Origin of the sequence: Pseudomonas sp. SWRI154 (assembly GCF_014268645.1) — a bacterium.
In the GTDB taxonomy this organism is placed as follows: domain Bacteria; phylum Pseudomonadota; class Gammaproteobacteria; order Pseudomonadales; family Pseudomonadaceae; genus Aquipseudomonas; species Aquipseudomonas marvdashtae.
This window is the reverse complement of sequence record NZ_JABWQW010000004.1, coordinates 90,246-106,634: the sequence shown is the minus strand read 5'-3', so window position 1 is coordinate 106,634 and position 16,389 is coordinate 90,246. Positions and strand designations below refer to the sequence as shown.

The following is a 16,389-nucleotide window of genomic DNA, read 5'->3' as shown; positions in this document are numbered from 1 at the left end:
GTTACGCGCCAGCGACGGGGGTGAAGATGGTCTGCAGGTGCGCTTCGCTGGCGCCCATGCCGATGTTGTCGTTCAGGCTCTGGCGTAGATAAACCGCCATGGCCGGATAGAGATTGATGGCCATGTCCGTCTCGCGATCACCACCCGGCACATAGGCACCGACGCTGATAAGGTCGCGGCTCTGCTGATAGCGCGACCAGTACTGCTTGAATTGCTGGGCGCGTTTCATGTGCTCGGCACTGATGACCGACGGCATGACCCGACTGATCGAGGCTTCGATGTCGATGGCCGGGTAGTGCCCTTCTTCGGCCAAGCGCCGAGACAAGACAATGTGGCCATCGAGCACACCCCGCGCCGAGTCGGCGATCGGATCTTGCTGATCATCGCCTTCGGACAACACGGTATAAAACGCGGTAATCGAACCGCCACCCTTCTCGGCGTTACCGGCTCGCTCTACCAACTTGGGCAGCTTGGCAAATACTGAAGGCGGATAACCCTTGGTGGCCGGGGGCTCGCCGATGGCCAGGGCGATTTCCCGCTGGGCCTGGGCGAAACGAGTGAGCGAGTCCATCAGCAACAGGACGTTCTTGCCCTTGTCGCGAAAATATTCGGCGATGCGCGTGCAATACATGGCGGCGCGCAAGCGCATCAGCGGCGCATCATCCGCTGGCGACGCCACCACCACCGAACGCTTGAGCCCTTCTTCGCCGAGGATGTGCTCGATGAATTCCTTTACCTCGCGGCCCCGCTCACCGATCAGCCCCACCACAATGATGTCGGCCTCAGTGAAGCGGGTCATCATGCCCAGCAGCACGCTCTTGCCCACGCCGGTACCGGCGAACAGGCCCAGACGCTGGCCGCGGCCCACCGTCAATAATCCGTTGATGCAGCGAATGCCCACGTCCAGCGGCACGCTGATCGGGTCACGCTTGAGGGGGTTGATTGTCGGGCCGTCCATCGGCACCCAGTCTTCGGCCTTCATGCCGCCCTTGCCGTCGAGGGCACGCCCGGCTCCGTCCAGCACCCGTCCGAGCATGCTCATGCCCATGGGCAGCCGACCGGTATCGGCCAGCGGAACTACGCGGGCGCCAGGCGCGATGCCGGCAACACTGCCCACCGGCATCAAGAATACCTTACTGCCGGAAAAGCCCATGACCTCGGCTTCGACTTGCACCGGATGATAGCTGTCGTCGTTGATCACCATGCACCGGCTGCCCATGGCGGCGCGCAAGCCTTCGGCTTCGAGGGTCAGGCCGACCATGCGCAGCAGGCGGCCTTCCAGGATCGGCTGGCCGGCCAGTTCGGTGGCTTCGGCGTAGCTGCCCAGGCGCTTGCCGAAGCTGGTTCGATCAAGGCGCATCGCGACCGTCCAGTTCAGGGGCTATCAGCTCGGCACCGTCCGGATCGACGATGACGGCGGCCTTGGGTTCGTCCGGCAACTCCAGGCTCAGGTCGGCGGGAGCCGGGTGCAGGGCCTGTTCGTGCAGTTGGTCAAACAGCTTGGCCATGATCTGGCTGATGCGCGTTTCGACCGTCGCATCGATACGGCTGTGCTCGGTTTCGACCCGGCATCCGCCCGGCAGCAGGGTTTCGTCTTCGACAATCCGCCAGGTTTCCTCATGGCGCTCGCGCAGCGCCTTGACCAGTTCGAAGTCCTGCGGGTTGATGTACAACCGCACGTTGCCCACGCCCAGCGGCAACAGCTTGAGGGCTTCGCGCATGACGTGTTCGATCTGGCTCGAATCGATCGCCAGCTCGCGCTGGATTACCTGCCGGGTGATGTGTTGCACCAGCCCCACCAACGATTTTTCGATCTGAGTGTCTTGTTCGGCGATGGGCTCGAACAAATTGAGCATCAGCGATTCCAGCGCACGCAGCTTGGCCGTCAGCGCCACGTCGGCTTCCTGGCGGACCTTGAGCGTGGTGCTGTGGAAACCTTCTTTTTCGCCGATGGCGAAGCCTTCGTTGTAGGCTTCCTGGCGAATGCTCTCGACTTCTTCGAGGGTCAGTGGCTGGACTTCCTCCAGCGGCACTTCCTCCATTTCCGGCAGTTCTTCCACCGGCTCCGGCTCGGGCTCCGGCACGTGGGGATCGAAGCTGGGCAGCGACCAGACGTCGAAGCCACCGACGTCCCGGGCGCGGATCAGGTCGCTGGGTGACTCATCACTCTTGGCAGACATAACGACCTTAGATCATCTCTTCGCCGCCCTTGCCACCGAGGACGATTTCTCCGGCTTCGGCCATACGGCGGGCGATGGTGAGGATTTCCTTCTGTGCGGTTTCCACGTCGCTGACGCGCACCGGGCCTTTGGCCTCGAGGTCGTCGCGCAACAGTTCGGCCGCCCGTTTGGACATGTTCTTGAAGATCTTCTCCTTGACGCCTTCGTCCGAACCCTTGAGGGCCAGGACCAGCACATCGGAGGACACTTCGCGCAACAGTGCCTGGATGCCACGGTCGTCGACATCGGCCAGGTTGTTGAACACGAACATGAGGTCTTCGATCTGACCGGACAGGTCTTCGTCGACTTCGCGGATCGAGTCCATCAGTTGGCCTTCAATCGAGCTGTCGAGGAAGTTCATGATATCCGCGGCGCGCTTGATACCGCCCAGGGTGGTGCGCGAAGCATTGGAGTTGCCCGAGAACTGCTTCTCGAGAATCTGGTTCAATTCTTTCAGGGCCGCCGGTTGCACTGTGTTCAACGACGATACCCGCAGGATGATGTCGAGACGCACTTTATGGTCGAAGTTGCCCAGCACTTCACCAGCCTGGTCCGGGTCGAGATACGCCACGACGATCGCCTGGATCTGCGGGTGCTCGTAACGGATCACGTCGGCCACCGCGCGCGGTTCCATCCACTTGAGGCTGTCCAGGCCGCTGGTGTTGCCACCCAGCAGGATCCGGTCGATCAGGCCGTTGGCCTTGTCTTCGCCCAGGGCCTGGGTGAGCATCTTGCGCACGTAGTCGTCGGAACCGACGCCCAGGCTGGTCTGATCGCCGACGATGTCGACGAACTCGCTCATGACCTGCTCGACCTGTTCACGGTGCACGTTGCCCATCTGCGCCATGGCCACGCCGACGCGCTGGACTTCTTTCGGACCCATGTGGCGCAGCACTTGGGCGGCGTCGGTCGAACCCAGGGACAGCAGCAGGATCGCGGCTTTGTCGACCCGGGACAATTTGGCAACAGCGGCTCGATTATCACTCATCTGCGTTAATCCACTCTTTCACGACCTGGGCCACACGACCCGGATCCTCTGCCACCAGACTCTTGATGGCGTTCAACTGAGCGTCATAGCCTTCGCTCGGGCTTGGCAGCAGAATGCTCTGCGGTCCGCCGAGGCTGACGCGATCGTTGGCCAATTCGCCATCCAGGCCGCCCATGCCTCCCAGCTCTATATCGCCCAAGCCTGCCAGCTGCTTGTTCTTGCCGCCACCGGTGATGTTGTTGAGCACCGGGCGCAGCACACCAAATACCAGTATCAGGATGAACAACACACCCAATACTTGCTTGACCACATCCCAGAACCAGGGTTGCGAATAAAACGGGATGTCGGCAATTTCTTCACCGCGCTCCAGGGAGAACGGCACGTTGATCACGCTGACGCTGTCGCCGCGGCTGGCGTCGAAACCGACGGCGTCCTGCACCAGGCGAGTGAAGCGCGCCAATTCGTCGGCGGTCCACGGCGCACGGCTGGTTTCGCCGTTGGCCGCGTTGATCTTGACTTGATCGTCCACGACCACCGCGACCGACAGGCGATTCAAACGGCCCTGCTGCTGCTTGGTGTGGCTGATGGAACGGTCGAGCTCGAAGTTCTTGGTCGATTGCTGACGCTTGTCGGCCGGGTACGGCGCGAGCATCGGCTGGCCGGTGGCCGGGTCCATGATCTGCTGGCCGTTGGCGTCGATCAGCGGCTGGCCTGGCTGCACCATGCCTGCGGCGGCGGTAGCGCCACCGGTGGTTTGCGGCGCGCTGGCCGGCGATGGCGGCTGGTTGCTCAGGGCACCTGGCACACCTTGCGGGCCATTGCTGGCAGTCCGTTGTTCGTTCACCGACTGCTCGCTGCGCAACGCCGGTTGATCCGGGTTGAACTGCTCGGATGTCGATTCGACGGCACTGAAGTCTACATCCGCCGAAACTTCCGCCTTGTAGCGACCATTGCCGAGGATCGGTTGCAGGATGTTATGCACACGTTGGGTGAACATGCCTTCCATGCGGCGGCTGTAATCGTATTGCTTGCCGGCCATGGTCAGTTCGGAATTTTCCGCCTGGTCGGACAACAGGTTGCCCTTCTGGTCGACCACGGTGATCTGCGACTTGCTCAATTCAGGAACGCTGGTCGCCACCAGATTGATAATGGCAACGACCTGGCCTGGCTCAAGCGAGCGGCCGGAATACAGTTCGACCAGGACCGAGGCACTCGGCTTGCGCTCATCGCGCACGAATACCGAGCTTTTCGGAATCGCCAGGTGCACGCGGGCACCCTTGACGTTGTTGAGGCTGGAAATGGTCCGCGCCAGTTCGCCTTCCAGGCCGCGACGATAACGCGTCGCTTCCATGAACTGGCTGGTGCCCAGGCCTTGGTCCTTGTCGAGAATCTCGAAGCCGATGTTGCCATCGGTCGGCGTTACGCCAGCGGCGGCGAGCTTGAGGCGCGCACGCGCCACATCGTCGGCCTTGACCAACAAGGCGCCAGAGTTGGGTTCGACGGTGTAAGGAATGTCGGCAGAAGCCAGGGTTTCCATGACTTGTTTGGCATCCATGCCCTCCAGGCTGCCGTACAAAGGACGGTAGTCTGGCTGCTGGGACCACAACACCACGGCGAAACCAATCGCCACGCTGGCGGCCAGGCCAACCAACAGGCCAACCTGACGCAGCATGGTCATCTCGGAGAGGTTTTCCAGGAAAGACATACCGAACAACGGCGGCTTGCCGTCTACCGGTGTGGTCTTGGCTGGAACGTTATCAACGGCTGCTTCTGCCATGACTCAATAGTTTCCTTAGACCGGCATCTGCATGATGTCTTGGTAGGCTTGAACCAGTTTGTTGCGTACCTGGGTCAACGCCTGAAACGAGACACTGGCTTTCTGCGAAGAGATCATTACGTCCGTCAGGTCGACGCCACTTTTGCCAATCTCGAAAGCACTGGCCAACTGGTTCGAAGCCTGCTGGGTATCGTTCACTTTATTGACGGCCTGACCGAGCAAGTCGGAAAAACTGCTGCCGGCCACTTGCGGCACCGCGACCGATTTAGGCTGGGCCATGGCGTCCATCTGCATGGACCGCATGTCCAACATCAACCGATTAAATTCAATACCTTGGCTCATGATCTATTCTCTCTGGCGGCCCGCATTTTTTTGACACTTACTCAGCGGGTATACAGGTGTTAGCAACAAGGGTGCCAGCTCCATGGCCGTCAGAAACAAATGCGCGCGCGAGCGCATCCGGCGCTACGCGGTTCAACCGTTACTGCATGAGCACTTCGCACTCATGCTTGGCCAGCCCCTGGCAACAGGCGTCAACTGGCGAAGAGATAAGCCTCCACGTCCATCCCGGCATCACGCATCTGCGCCAGCTTGTAGCGCAAGGTACGCGGGCTGATGCCTAGGCGTTCAGCCGCCTCTTTGCGACGGCCGCGCTCGGAGCGCAGGGTGTCGATGATCATCTGGAATTCGCGACGACGCAGGTCGTCTTCCAGGGCCCCCGCCGATTCCCCCGTCACTTCGACCGGCTGAACCTGCGTAGGCACAGGCTTGAGCGCTGGTAATGGCGCGCAGGCCACCGGACCCGCGAGGCAAAAATCCTCGGGCTGGATCAAGCCGCCCTGCTGAAGAATCAATGCTCGCTGAATGGCGTTGTCCAGCTCACGGACATTGCCGGGCCAGGGATACGCGATCAGGCAAGCCTGCGCCTCGGCAGACAGCCGGGCCGTTGCGTGCTTCATTTTATTGACGTGTTTGGCCAGCAGGCGCTCGGCCAGCGGCAGGATATCGGCGGTGCGCTCGCGTAATGGACGCCAGGCCAAGGGGAAAACCGACAGCCGGTAATAGAGGTCTTCACGAAAGCGCCCCGCCGCCACTTCGCCGGCCAGGTCGCGGTTGGTCGTTGCCACCACGCGGATGTCCAGGCTGATGGGCTTGCGCGCGCCGACCCGCTCCACTTCCCGTTCCTGCAATACACGCAGCAACTTGGCCTGCAGGCCCAGCGGCATTTCGGAAATCTCATCGAGGAGGATCGTCCCGCCGTCGGCCTGCTCGAACTTGCCGGGCTGGGCCGCGATAGCGCCAGTAAACGAACCCTTTTCATGCCCGAACAACGTTGCCTCGAGCATGTTGTCGGGAATCGCCGCGCAGTTGATGGCAATGAACGGTTCGCTAGCGCGCCGGGATTGCTGATGAATATAGCGAGCCAGGACTTCCTTGCCCGTACCCGACTCACCGGAAATCAACACGGTTGAATCGCTGCGAGCTACCCGCGCCGCCAGTTCCAGCAACTGCGCACTGGCCGGCTCGATGGCCACCGGCCCCTCACCCTCGACAGCGAGGCTTCCCAAGGCATGCCGCGCGACCAGATCCAGGAGCGCCTTGGGCTCGAACGGCTTGACCAGATAATCCGCGGCGCCCTGGCGCATGGCATCCACCGCACGTTCGACGGCGCCGTGGGCGGTCATCAGCAAGACGGGCAATTGCGGCTGGCGCACCCGCAGCAAACCAAGCAACTGATGGCCGTCCATGCCCGGCATGTTGACGTCGCTGACCACCAGGCTGAACGGTTCATGGGCCACGGCGAGCAATGCGTCTTCTGCCGAACCGACGGCTGCATAATCATGCCCGGCCAACAACAGCGTATCGGCCAGCGCTTCGCGCAGGGCGCGGTCGTCCTCGACCAGCAGAACCTTGATCGCCATAACCCTCACTCCACCCCTGGCGCACTGGAAAACAGCGGCAAGAGCACCAGCGCGCACGTGCCGCGCCCCGGCCGCGAGCGCAACTGCAATTCTCCCTGATGGGCACGGGCCACCGCCTTGACCACGGTCAGGCCGAGGCCCGTGCCGGTGGTCTTGGTGGTGAAGAATGGCTCGCCCAGACGCGTCAACACGGCCGGCTCGATACCGCTGCCGCTGTCACTGACGCACAGGCGCAAGGTGTTGTCGCGCGTGTACAGATGGACCTTGAGCCGCACCTCGCCATCGCTGGCCTGGATCGCATTTTCAATAAGATTCAACACCGCCCCCACCAGCGTGTCGCGGTTGCACAGCACCTCGCCGACATGGCTGTCGCACTGCCAGCGGATCGGCAAGCCCTGCACGTGGGTCAGCGCCGCAGCCTGCAAGGATTGCAGCAGCGCCTTGGGCGTTACACGGTCGGTCAGGGGCAGCTCGCCACGGGCGAACACCAGCATGTCGCGCACCTGGTGTTCAAGTTCGTGGAGGCGCTCTTTCAGGCGACCGGCGAAGCGTTGCTGGATCTCCACCGGCAATTGCTGCTCGGTCAAATGGCTGGCGTACAGCAACGCAGCAGACAGCGGCGTGCGGATCTGGTGAGCCAGCGACGCCACCATCCGCCCAAGGGAGGACAAGCGTTCGTGACGGGCCAGTTGATCTTGCAGGTGACGGGTTTCAGTCAGGTCGTTGAGCAGCACCAGCTGACCGGGCTCGGCGTCCAGCGATCGAGTCGAGATGGACAGGCGACGGCCGTCCTTGAGGGAGACTTCGTGACCGTCATCTTCACGCGGGGCGAAGCAACGGGCGATGACGTGTCGCCACAACTCGCCTTCCAGCGGCAAGCCCAGCAGCTCGCAGGCCGCCGGATTGGCTTCGCGCACGAAGCCGTGGGCATCGATGACGATGACGCCGCCAGGCAAGAGGTCGAGAAGGTTTTGCAGCCGATTGGCCAAGCGTTCTTTTTCCGCCAGTTCCTGCATGCGCTGGGCGCTGACCACTGCCAGCTCACCCTTGAGCTCGGTGACCCGGGCTTCAAGCAGGCTGTAGGAGTCGGTCAGCTGGCTGGACATCTGGTTAAACAGCGAAAACGCCTGCTCAAGTCCAAGACGACTAGCCTGTTCGGCGGACGGCATGTGTCCCGACTCTGGGACAGGAGACAACAGGGCGGCTTGGGTCATCGTGCTCTCTCGCTTGGCTGACCGTCAGTTAAACGGAACGTTGCGAGGGCTGTAGCAATACCCGTGCCGAAAAAAAACCGCCTGAAAATCAGGCGGTTGCAAAACAGGCGTCAATCATCCGCCTGTTCATCTCCTTCGCGACGGCTCATGCCGTACTTGCGCATCTTTTCTACCAGGGTGGTACGACGGATACGCAGGCGTTCTGCGGCGCGGGCCACGATGCCGTTGGCGTCGTCCAAGGCTTGCTGGATCAGCCCTTGCTCCAGGCCGCCCAAATAGTCCTTTAGGTCCAGGCCTTCCGGCGGCAGCAAGGCGTTGCTGGTGAAATCCGGCGTATGGCCGTTGATCGCCACGCGCTCTTCCAGGTCGCTGCGCAGGCTATCGACCATTTGCTCGTCTTCATCGTCGACGTAGCGGAATTTCTTCGGCAACTCGGCGACGCCGATCACACCGTAGGGGTGCATGATCGCCATGCGCTCGACCAGGTTCGCCAGCTCCCGGACGTTGCCCGGCCAGCCATGGCGGCACAGGGACATGATCGCCGCCGAGTTGAAGCGGATCGAACCGCGCTTCTCATGCTCCATGCGCGAGATCAGTTCGTTCATCAGCAGCGGAATGTCTTCGACCCGCTCACGCAGCGGTGCCATTTCGATTGGGAACACATTGAGGCGGTAATAGAGGTCTTCGCGGAAACTGCCGACCTCGATCATGCTCTCGAGATTCTTGTGGGTCGCGGCGATGATCCGTACGTCGACACTCTGGGTCTTGTTGCTGCCCACGCGCTCGAACGTACGCTCCTGCAGAACCCGCAGCAGTTTGACCTGCATCGGCAGCGGCATGTCGCCAATTTCGTCGAGGAACAGCGTGCCGCCGTTGGCCAATTCGAAACGCCCGGCGCGACTGGTAATTGCACCGGTGAAGGCGCCCTTCTCGTGGCCGAACAATTCGCTTTCCAACAGCTCGGCGGGAATCGCACCGCAGTTGACCGGCACGAACGGCGCTTCGCGGCGTTTGGAATGGTAATGCAGGTTGCGCGCAACCACTTCCTTGCCGGTGCCGGACTCGCCCAGGATCAGCACGCTGGCGTCGGTGTCGGCCACTTGCTGCATCATCTGGCGTACGTGCTGGATCGCACGGCTGGTACCGACGAGGCTGCGGAAAAGATTGGGTTCGCGATGCCGACCGCGCTCACGGGCCTGGTCGTACATTTCACGGTAAACCTGGGCGCGGTGCAGCGAATCAAGCAATTTGCTGTAGCTGGGCGGCATTTCCAGAGTGGAAAGTACCCGGCGGCGCTGGTCTTCAGGCAAGTCGAGAGAAGAATTTTCACCCATTAACAAAACTGGAAGGAACTCATCCCAGGTTGAGAGTGTCTTTAGCAAGCCCAAAAGCGACGCGGGGGCATTTACGGTCCCAATAAGGACGCAAATGACTTCACGACTGGAGGACAGAGAGCCGACAGCCTGCTGCCAATCATGGCTACCGCAGGGCAAATTTTCTTCGCCAAGAAAATTGAGGATCACCGCCAGGTCACGGCGGCGGACGCTATCGTCATCGATCAGGAGAATTTTGGTTTCACGCCACATGCAATAGCAACTTCCCTAGTCAACTCAGTGCCCGAATTTGGGGGCAAGCTAGACGCTTGCAGACTTGTCATGCCTGTAGACGCCTGAAATCTGTAAACAGCCACTAGTTAAGTCAAAAAATCGTCCACAGTCAAATTTATGGCGCACTTTGTTCGGGTTAACTGAAAATTAAATCAGCCGAACAGGTGATAAACCTTCGCCGCGTTCTGTGCCTGATGAATCTGCGACATCTCATCCACGATTGCCTGACGTTCTCCGGTCGCCGCTTCCAGCAAGTTGCGGTAAACCCCTAGCAACTCTTCCAGATTATTACGCAACGCCGCCTCGTCCACCTCGGACTCGCTCATGACGTCTTCCATGCAGGTACGGCACGCCAGGTCCAATTGACCAATGGCTTCCCAATTTCGCTCGGCCAGGGCATCAACCAGGGCATCACGGGTTTGTTCGATTCGCTGCAGGACAAGACTCATGAGCATGCTCCTCAGAATTGCGGGCCAGGCGCCGCTATGCCATCCCAACCTTCCTTGACCGTGCGAAGCAGATCTGCAACTTCGTCGAGGATCTTCGGATCGGTCTTGGCGTTGGCTTCGGCCAGGCGCTTCATCATATAGGCGTAAAGGGCATCGAGCTCAGCGACCGACTCAGCCTGGTTTTCCAGGTCCAGACCTTCGCGCAGGCCGCCAACGATGCCGATGGCCTTGCTGATCAGAACGCCTTTGTTCGGGATATCCTTGCGTTCCATCGCGCCCTTGGCCTGGGCGATACGGTCCAACCCGCCTTCCATGAGCATCTGCACAAGACGATGGGGACTTGCTTCGGAGGTTTGCGCCTGGGCACCAATCTTCTGGTATTGGCGAAGGGCTAACATCGGATTCATGTTCTACCTCATCAAAAAAACTTCGGTTCGTATAAACAGCGTATCGACGCCGCGTCAAAAAACTTTAGACCGAAAAGCCGAAAGCCCGGAGCGTTGTCAAAACGCTGCCGGGCTTTTGCATCGGTCGAAAATCAACTGTTCTTCTGTTGTGCCGTCATCGCTTCAAACATGGAGGTGATGTTGTTGGCGGTGGCTTTCAGCTTGCCGACCAAGGTGTCCATGTCGTTGTACTTTTTGGTCAAGACTGCCGTCAGGGTCTCGATCCGGCGATCCAAGGCCAACTGTTCTTCGCTCAGTTTCTCCTTGAGAAGATCCAGGTTCTTGGCGCGAGTGGTCAGGATGGCCTCTGAGCCCCCTAGCCCCCCCACGCCAGTCTTGCCTTCGGTGTATGGCTTGATAGCATTATTCATGCGCTCAAGGAGGCCATTTTCACCAGTGAAGAGTGTCTGAACTTCCCCGCCCAACTGCTTGTCATTCAACGCCGCAGTAAATTTCCCACTGTCGAAATCCAGGGTTCCGGTCGTCTGGTTGGTGGTGATTCCCAACTGAGAAAGAACGGTCAGCTTGTCACCTGAACCGGCCTCGGACAAAGGCGTGCGAATGGCCGCCAACAGCGAGCGGGGCAACGAGTCACCGGTCAATGCCGCCGGGACCGAATTACCCTCTGCATCTGTCGATGGCTTAGTCAAGGAAGTCACGGCTTTCGCAACGGCGTTATAGGCATCGACAAATTTCTGGATCGAAGCCTTCAGGCCGTCAGCGTTAGTAGCGACGGTAACGATTGTCGGGCCCGTGTCCTCAACCAGTAACGTCATGCTCAAGCCTGAAACCACGTTGTCCAGCTTGTTGGTCTTGCTGCTCATCTCCAGGCCGTCAACCGTGAATATAGCGTCCTGGGCGAGCCCCAGAGACCCTGAGGAATTCGCGGTAGGTGGCGAAACCATCTTAACGGAACCGTCAGCCGTCAGGCTGGCAATACCGCTGAGGGAAATATCGTTACCCGCACCGGTTTTAGTCGAGCCGACCACCAGGCGTGAACCGAAGCTGTCGGTCACGATGTTCGCGGTCAGACCGCTGGTCGAGTACTTGCTGTTGATGGCATCCCGCACCGACTGCAATGTCGAATCCGCCGGGATATCAAGGGCGTAATCCGTACCGCCCTGGCTGATAGTCAGCGTACCGGCCGCTACGGCACTGGAAGTCCCACCGGCGAAAGCAGCCGTCGCAACTTTTGAAGAAGTCGCAAGCTGAGTAACGTTTACCGTGTAGGTACCACTTACCGCCGAGTTGCCCGCCGTCACCGTCAACGCACTGGTATTGGCCGACGTGGCGGCAACGCCGGTAAATTGAGGGGTGCTCGTGCTGCCCAAGGCTTTCAGCGTGGACTGGAAGGTAGCCAACAGGGATTTCAGGGTGCCAATCCCGGAAATATTGGAGGCGTTAGTCTTGGTGGCACGGTCAATCTGACCTTGCTTGGCTGCTTTGTCAGAATCCACCAATGCCTTGACGATAGCACCGGTGTCAAGGCCAGAGCCTAAACCCAAGCCAGGTAGAATTGGACTTGCCATGTGGGACTCCCTTCAGTGTGTCGGCGACCTTTTGGCGATTGCAACGCTAAAGAACCGATCAACAAAATTCTTACCAGCTGTCAGGCTTGCGCGCTGAACAACAGGCTGTTTGCATCATTCAAGCTATTGGCCAACTTCAGAACTTCTTCATTAGGGATCTGACGAATCACTTCGCCGGAACCACTGGCAATCACTTTGACCACTACTTTGCCTGAAGGCTCATCAATAGAAAACTCCAGGTTACGCTTAACCGACTGTACAAACTTTTCAATTTCCTGAACCGCTTGTTTGAGCTTGTCTTTTTCGGTCATTGCATCTGTAGGCTCGTCTTTGACCGATGCCAGGCTGCTGACCTCGGTGCGAGGCTTCTCCACTGGCTTGTCGGCAACTGTCGGAGCCGGTTTCGCCGCCGGATAAGACAAGTTCAGCTTCACGCTCATATCCATGTCCATCACCTCTTGAACGAAAAAAGCGAGAGAGTACGCATGCGCACTCCCCCGCTAAAACTCATCCGGCTATTACTGAAGCAGCTTCAGTACAGCGGATGGCAGTTGGTTGGCCTGGGCCAGAACCGAAGTGGAAGCCTGTTGCAGAGTCTGCTGCTTGGTCAGCTGGGCAGTTTCAGCAGCGAAGTCGGTGTCTTGTACGCGACCCAGTGCAGCAGCGGCGTTTTCGTTGATGTTCTGCAGGTTGGAGATGGTGCTGGTCAGACGGTTCTGGGCAGCACCAAGATCCGCACGGCTGGCGTTGATGGTCGCCAGAGCAGCATCGATCGCGTCGATTGCAGCGGAAGTGTTGGTTTCAGCTTCAGCACTGTCTGCAGCACTGATCGCGATGGCGCCAGAGTCAACGCTCAGGGTTGCAGCGTCGAAGCTATCGCTCAGGGTCAGAGTGATCTGGTTGGTAGCACCGGTGTTGGAGCCGACCTGGAAGGTCATGGTGCCAGCGGAACCGTCGATCAGGTTCTTGCCGTTCAGGTTGGTCGAATCGGCGATACGGGTCAGTTCGTCGGACATCTGAGCAAATTCTTTGTTCAGAGCATCACGGTCAGCAGTACCGTTGTTGTCGTTTCGTGCCTGAACTGCCAGTTCACGCATACGCTGCAGAATGTTGGTGGATTCCTGCAGAGCGCCTTCAGCGGTCTGAGCGATGGAGATACCGTCGTTGGCGTTTTTGATCGCAACAGTCTGACCGCGGATTTGCGAGGTCATACGAGTGGAGATCTGCAGGCCGGCGGCGTCATCTTTGGCGCTGTTGATTTTCAGGCCGGAAGACAGGCGGGTCATCGAAGTGGAGAGAGCATCGGAAGCCTTGTTCAGGTTCTTCTGAACATTCAACGATGTGACGTTAGTGTTTACTGTTAAAGCCATGACGAATTCCTCGTTGGTTGGGTACTGCGGCTTCCGGCCCTGGCAACCGCCGGGTGTGGCCTAGAGAACCTTCGTAATAGTTATCGTCGTAATCGGAACTTGCTTTAGCAGAATTTTCAAAAATTTTGCCATCAGGATGCCACCCCTCGTAAATCAAGGACTTGGCCGCGCCTGGAGGGTTAAAAAATGGCGCCAGGGAAACGCCAGCGACGGCGCTGGAGGCGCAGGACAGCGTTGAATGGCGTCGAGGAAGTTATTTGCGCCGACCAGCGGTTAACAATTGGGCCCATTCATACTCGAGGTAATCGGCCAACGAGACCCAGTTCTGCGCCTGCTGGTCATCCAGCATCAAGGCAAGCAGCTTGTTCCACGACGCGGGGACATCGCCTGGCATCAGCTCGACCAAAGGCTGCGTCGATTCGATCAGCGCGACCATTGCCAGCCCCGCCTCGACATCTCGTCCCAGGCGAAACAAGCGCGCGCATTCGCGGGCATCATCGATCACTACTTCAAGCTTGGTCATTGCGCATATTCCGGGTGGAAATCGGTGCCCACAATCAATGCCCCGTCTCGACTGCTGTTATAGAACCGCACCTGGGGATGCCTGGCGATAAAACGCTCCAGCTCACATAGGTAGCTGCGGAAGTTGAGCTGGGTCTTGACCCGCCTGCCATGCCCATCAAGCACCCAGTGCCTGGACGCCCCTAACTGCGGCCCCAAGTCGCCGTCGCCCCATCCTGCATGGGTCTTGTCATTGGGGAAGGCAAAATCAGCACCAAAAAGTGTGATGTGCGCAGCGCCCATTTGCACCGCCAGATCGACCGCCGGATGAATCACGCTCCCGCCTACGTGGAGTTCGGCCCGGTGCAGTTGCTCACGCATCTGGCGATAGACTGGGCTGGAGGAATAACCGACGTAGCGCGGCCCTTGCCACGCCCCGATCACCGAGGGGTCAGCCATCGGAAGATAGACCAGCGCGATGCCGTCGGTGTTTTCCGGGGGAAGATGACGCGCCGAGATACGCTGGTCGATGCTGACCACGATGTCGGGACGAATGCCGTGATTGATCAACGGCCGATAGGCCGTATCGACACAAATCAACAAGGGTCGCTCGGCTTGCTCGCTCAGGTGGCGCAGCCTTTCGAAATGTTGCTCCAGGCTGGGGCCGGTAGCCACGACGAACGCCTCACGCCCCTTGAACGCGCCGAACAGCTCGGCGACATCGCGATCTTCGCGCACCAGGCTGAAGGTGGATTGCAGGCGTTCAATAATCTCAGGGGAGCGGGGGTCAAACTCTCGGTTGGTAAAAGCCAGATGGACTTCGCTGATCAATCGATCACGAATCTTGGCGTTGTAATCGTCGGCCAGCACCAGCTCGGCGGGCAGTGCAAAAAATGGCAATTGGATTTCCGCCAGATCACCGGCATAAAGCAATACCACTCTCGGGTCGTCGAGCCATGACCATTGATCCAGCACCTGCAACACCAAGGCGAACACCGAACCGTTGAGGATATGCACATATAACCTTTCGAGCCCCGCCCGTTCCAGCAAGCGGTTCTGCAGATCGCCCAGCCCGGTGCCATAGACATGCACAACGGGGGCGCCCAATGGAAAACTGGCGGCTTGCAGGTCGGCCTCGGCAAGACGGTCATGTCGGCTGCTCAGTTGAATGCCGTTGATGCTCAGGGTTGACCCCAGGCCTTCCACCAGATCAGCCTGCACCCCACCGACATCCTCAAGCAACAAGCGCTCGGCCATGGCCGGCCAGCGCTGCTGGATTGTCTGAAGATTGCGCTCGAAGAACTCGCTCATGGCGTCTCGCTTTTGCATCAGGCAAAAAAATAGCGTTCAAGGTTACACCTTGGACGCTATTTTTGTGCCTGGGTTTAAACGACTCAGGGACGATAGATAATCGCCGATCCCCAAGACAACCCAACACCAAAACCACTCAGCGCCACGCGCTTCCAGTTGGAATCAAGCACGTGCTTTTCCAGCAACAACGGGATGCTCGACGACACGGTATTGCCGGTTTCGACCATATCCTTGATGAACTTCTCCGGCTCGCCTTCGAAACGACGCGCCACGGCATCGACAATCGCAGCACTGCCCTGGTGGATGCAGAAGGCATCGATATCACTGGGTTGCAGGTCGGAATCGGCGAGCAACTCGTGAAGATGTGCCGGTACCTTGAGGAGGGCGAAGTTGAATACCTGGCGACCGTTCATGAAGAACACACCGTCGCTGACTTTCAGGTGCGGCGCGCCGGAACCGTCGGTGCCGAACTTTGCCTTGCCCAGTTGCCATGGCGCATCCTCGCCCATCCACGTCGCCGTGGCGGCATCGCCGAACAGCATCGTGGTGTTGCGGTCTTCCGGATCGACGATTTTCGAGTAGGGGTCGGCGGTCACCAACAGGCCATTCTTCAGGCCAGCGGCTTCCATGAAACCTTTGATGGCATAGATGCCGTAGACATAACCTGAGCAGCCCAGGGAAATATCAAACGCTGCCACTGTGGTGGGCAGGCCGAGCTTGTCCTGGACGATAGCCGCTGTATGAGGCAAACCTTCTTCATCGCCGTTCTGAGTGACAACGATCAGCACGTCAACGGATTCGCGCTTCAGATCGGGATTATTGGCAAATAGCGCATTAGCTGCTTCGACGCACAGATCCGAGGTTTCCTGCCCGTCATCCTTGCGTGGCAAGAAGGCGGAACCGATCTTGCCAAGGATGAACTCTTCATCCTTTTCAAATTTTGCACCTTGTGCGTAATTGTCCACGCCGGCTACAGGAACGTAGCTCGCAATGCTTTTTATGCCAATCATTACGGCTTCCCAATCAAAAACAGCCCAATACCACCGCTCGCAAGGA

At 59.2% G+C, this 16,389-nt stretch carries 16 protein-coding genes; all 16 read right to left on the bottom strand.

Features of this window, described 5'->3' with window-relative positions; genetic code table 11:
- Position 1: 1 nt before the first annotated feature.
- Positions 2-1,360: a flagellar protein export ATPase FliI gene (gene fliI / locus HU806_RS05535; RefSeq protein ID WP_186610429.1), complete on the bottom strand. Its 1,359-nt coding sequence runs from the start codon at positions 1,358-1,360 to the stop codon at positions 2-4.
- Entirely contained in the window at positions 1,350-2,180 is an 831-nt protein-coding gene (gene fliH, locus HU806_RS05530) for a flagellar assembly protein FliH (RefSeq protein ID WP_186610428.1), read from the bottom strand. The genes fliI and fliH overlap by 11 nt, the downstream gene beginning before the upstream one ends.
- A gap of 7 nt (positions 2,181-2,187) precedes the next feature.
- Positions 2,188-3,207 (bottom strand): flagellar motor switch protein FliG, encoded by a 1,020-nt coding sequence (fliG, locus tag HU806_RS05525; RefSeq protein WP_007958288.1) that lies wholly within the window; start codon positions 3,205-3,207, stop codon positions 2,188-2,190.
- A complete protein-coding gene (fliF, locus tag HU806_RS05520; RefSeq protein WP_186610427.1) occupies positions 3,200-4,984 on the bottom strand; it encodes a flagellar basal-body MS-ring/collar protein FliF in 1,785 nt (594 codons plus the stop codon). Before fliF ends, fliG begins: the two co-directional genes overlap by 8 nt.
- A 15-nt stretch (positions 4,985-4,999) precedes the next feature.
- Positions 5,000-5,326: a flagellar hook-basal body complex protein FliE gene (gene fliE, locus HU806_RS05515; RefSeq protein ID WP_186610426.1), complete on the bottom strand. Its 327-nt coding sequence runs from the start codon at positions 5,324-5,326 to the stop codon at positions 5,000-5,002.
- Positions 5,327-5,517: 191 nt separating this feature from the next.
- The gene (gene fleR, locus HU806_RS05510) at positions 5,518-6,906 is read right to left on the bottom strand and encodes a sigma-54-dependent response regulator transcription factor FleR (protein ID WP_186610425.1); all 1,389 of its coding nucleotides are present in this window, start codon (positions 6,904-6,906) and stop codon (positions 5,518-5,520) included.
- Between the two features lie 5 nt (positions 6,907-6,911).
- Complete coding sequence (locus tag HU806_RS05505) at positions 6,912-8,120, bottom strand: sensor histidine kinase (protein ID WP_186610424.1); 1,209 nt, start codon at positions 8,118-8,120, stop codon at positions 6,912-6,914.
- A gap of 110 nt (positions 8,121-8,230) precedes the next feature.
- Positions 8,231-9,706, bottom strand: coding sequence for a sigma-54 dependent transcriptional regulator (locus tag HU806_RS05500; protein ID WP_030141088.1), 1,476 nt, complete (start codon positions 9,704-9,706; stop codon positions 8,231-8,233).
- Between the two features lie 173 nt (positions 9,707-9,879).
- On the bottom strand, positions 9,880-10,176 hold the full coding sequence (gene fliT, locus HU806_RS05495; RefSeq protein WP_186610423.1) for a flagellar protein FliT: 297 nt from the start codon (positions 10,174-10,176) through the stop codon (positions 9,880-9,882).
- 11 nt (positions 10,177-10,187) lie between these two features.
- Positions 10,188-10,583: a flagellar export chaperone FliS gene (gene fliS / locus HU806_RS05490; protein ID WP_186610422.1), complete on the bottom strand. Its 396-nt coding sequence runs from the start codon at positions 10,581-10,583 to the stop codon at positions 10,188-10,190.
- A gap of 131 nt (positions 10,584-10,714) precedes the next feature.
- Positions 10,715-12,151, bottom strand: coding sequence for a flagellar filament capping protein FliD (fliD, locus tag HU806_RS05485; RefSeq protein ID WP_186610421.1), 1,437 nt, complete (start codon positions 12,149-12,151; stop codon positions 10,715-10,717).
- A gap of 80 nt (positions 12,152-12,231) precedes the next feature.
- A complete protein-coding gene (locus HU806_RS05480; RefSeq protein WP_186610420.1) occupies positions 12,232-12,597 on the bottom strand; it encodes a flagellar protein FlaG in 366 nt (121 codons plus the stop codon).
- 72 nt (positions 12,598-12,669) lie between these two features.
- Positions 12,670-13,521, bottom strand: a complete 852-nt coding sequence (locus tag HU806_RS05475; protein WP_079305252.1) for a flagellin domain-containing protein — start codon at positions 13,519-13,521, stop codon at positions 12,670-12,672.
- Positions 13,522-13,774: 253 nt separating this feature from the next.
- The gene (locus HU806_RS05470; protein WP_186610419.1) at positions 13,775-14,044 is read right to left on the bottom strand and encodes a hypothetical protein; all 270 of its coding nucleotides are present in this window, start codon (positions 14,042-14,044) and stop codon (positions 13,775-13,777) included.
- Entirely contained in the window at positions 14,041-15,333 is a 1,293-nt protein-coding gene (locus tag HU806_RS05465) for a motility associated factor glycosyltransferase family protein (RefSeq protein ID WP_186610418.1), read from the bottom strand. Before HU806_RS05465 ends, HU806_RS05470 begins: the two co-directional genes overlap by 4 nt.
- Before the next feature lie 83 nt (positions 15,334-15,416).
- Positions 15,417-16,343, bottom strand: coding sequence for a ketoacyl-ACP synthase III (locus tag HU806_RS05460; protein WP_186610417.1), 927 nt, complete (start codon positions 16,341-16,343; stop codon positions 15,417-15,419).
- Between the last annotated feature and the right edge of the window lie 46 nt (positions 16,344-16,389).

Excerpts from the sequence above, each read along its gene's own strand:
- HU806_RS05460 (WP_186610417.1), bottom strand. The coding sequence starts at position 16,343 with ATGATTGGCATAAAAAGCATTGCGAGCTACGTTCCTGTAGCCGGCGTG.
- HU806_RS05465 (WP_186610418.1), bottom strand. The coding sequence starts at position 15,333 with ATGAGCGAGTTCTTCGAGCGCAATCTTCAGACAATCCAGCAGCGCTGG.
- fliF (WP_186610427.1), bottom strand. The coding sequence starts at position 4,984 with ATGGCAGAAGCAGCCGTTGATAACGTTCCAGCCAAGACCACACCGGTA.
- HU806_RS05500 (WP_030141088.1), bottom strand. The coding sequence starts at position 9,706 with ATGTGGCGTGAAACCAAAATTCTCCTGATCGATGACGATAGCGTCCGC.
- fliI (WP_186610429.1), bottom strand. The coding sequence starts at position 1,360 with ATGCGCCTTGATCGAACCAGCTTCGGCAAGCGCCTGGGCAGCTACGCC.
- fleR (WP_186610425.1), bottom strand. The coding sequence starts at position 6,906 with ATGGCGATCAAGGTTCTGCTGGTCGAGGACGACCGCGCCCTGCGCGAA.
- HU806_RS05475 (WP_079305252.1), bottom strand. The coding sequence starts at position 13,521 with ATGGCTTTAACAGTAAACACTAACGTCACATCGTTGAATGTTCAGAAG.
- fliT (WP_186610423.1), bottom strand. The coding sequence starts at position 10,176 with ATGAGTCTTGTCCTGCAGCGAATCGAACAAACCCGTGATGCCCTGGTT.
- fliS (WP_186610422.1), bottom strand. The coding sequence starts at position 10,583 with ATGAATCCGATGTTAGCCCTTCGCCAATACCAGAAGATTGGTGCCCAG.
- HU806_RS05480 (WP_186610420.1), bottom strand. The coding sequence starts at position 12,597 with ATGGATATGAGCGTGAAGCTGAACTTGTCTTATCCGGCGGCGAAACCG.
- fliH (WP_186610428.1), bottom strand. The coding sequence starts at position 2,180 with ATGTCTGCCAAGAGTGATGAGTCACCCAGCGACCTGATCCGCGCCCGG.
- HU806_RS05505 (WP_186610424.1), bottom strand. The coding sequence starts at position 8,120 with ATGACCCAAGCCGCCCTGTTGTCTCCTGTCCCAGAGTCGGGACACATG.
- fliE (WP_186610426.1), bottom strand. The coding sequence starts at position 5,326 with ATGAGCCAAGGTATTGAATTTAATCGGTTGATGTTGGACATGCGGTCC.
- HU806_RS05470 (WP_186610419.1), bottom strand. The coding sequence starts at position 14,044 with ATGACCAAGCTTGAAGTAGTGATCGATGATGCCCGCGAATGCGCGCGC.
- fliG (WP_007958288.1), bottom strand. The coding sequence starts at position 3,207 with ATGAGTGATAATCGAGCCGCTGTTGCCAAATTGTCCCGGGTCGACAAA.
- fliD (WP_186610421.1), bottom strand. The coding sequence starts at position 12,151 with ATGGCAAGTCCAATTCTACCTGGCTTGGGTTTAGGCTCTGGCCTTGAC.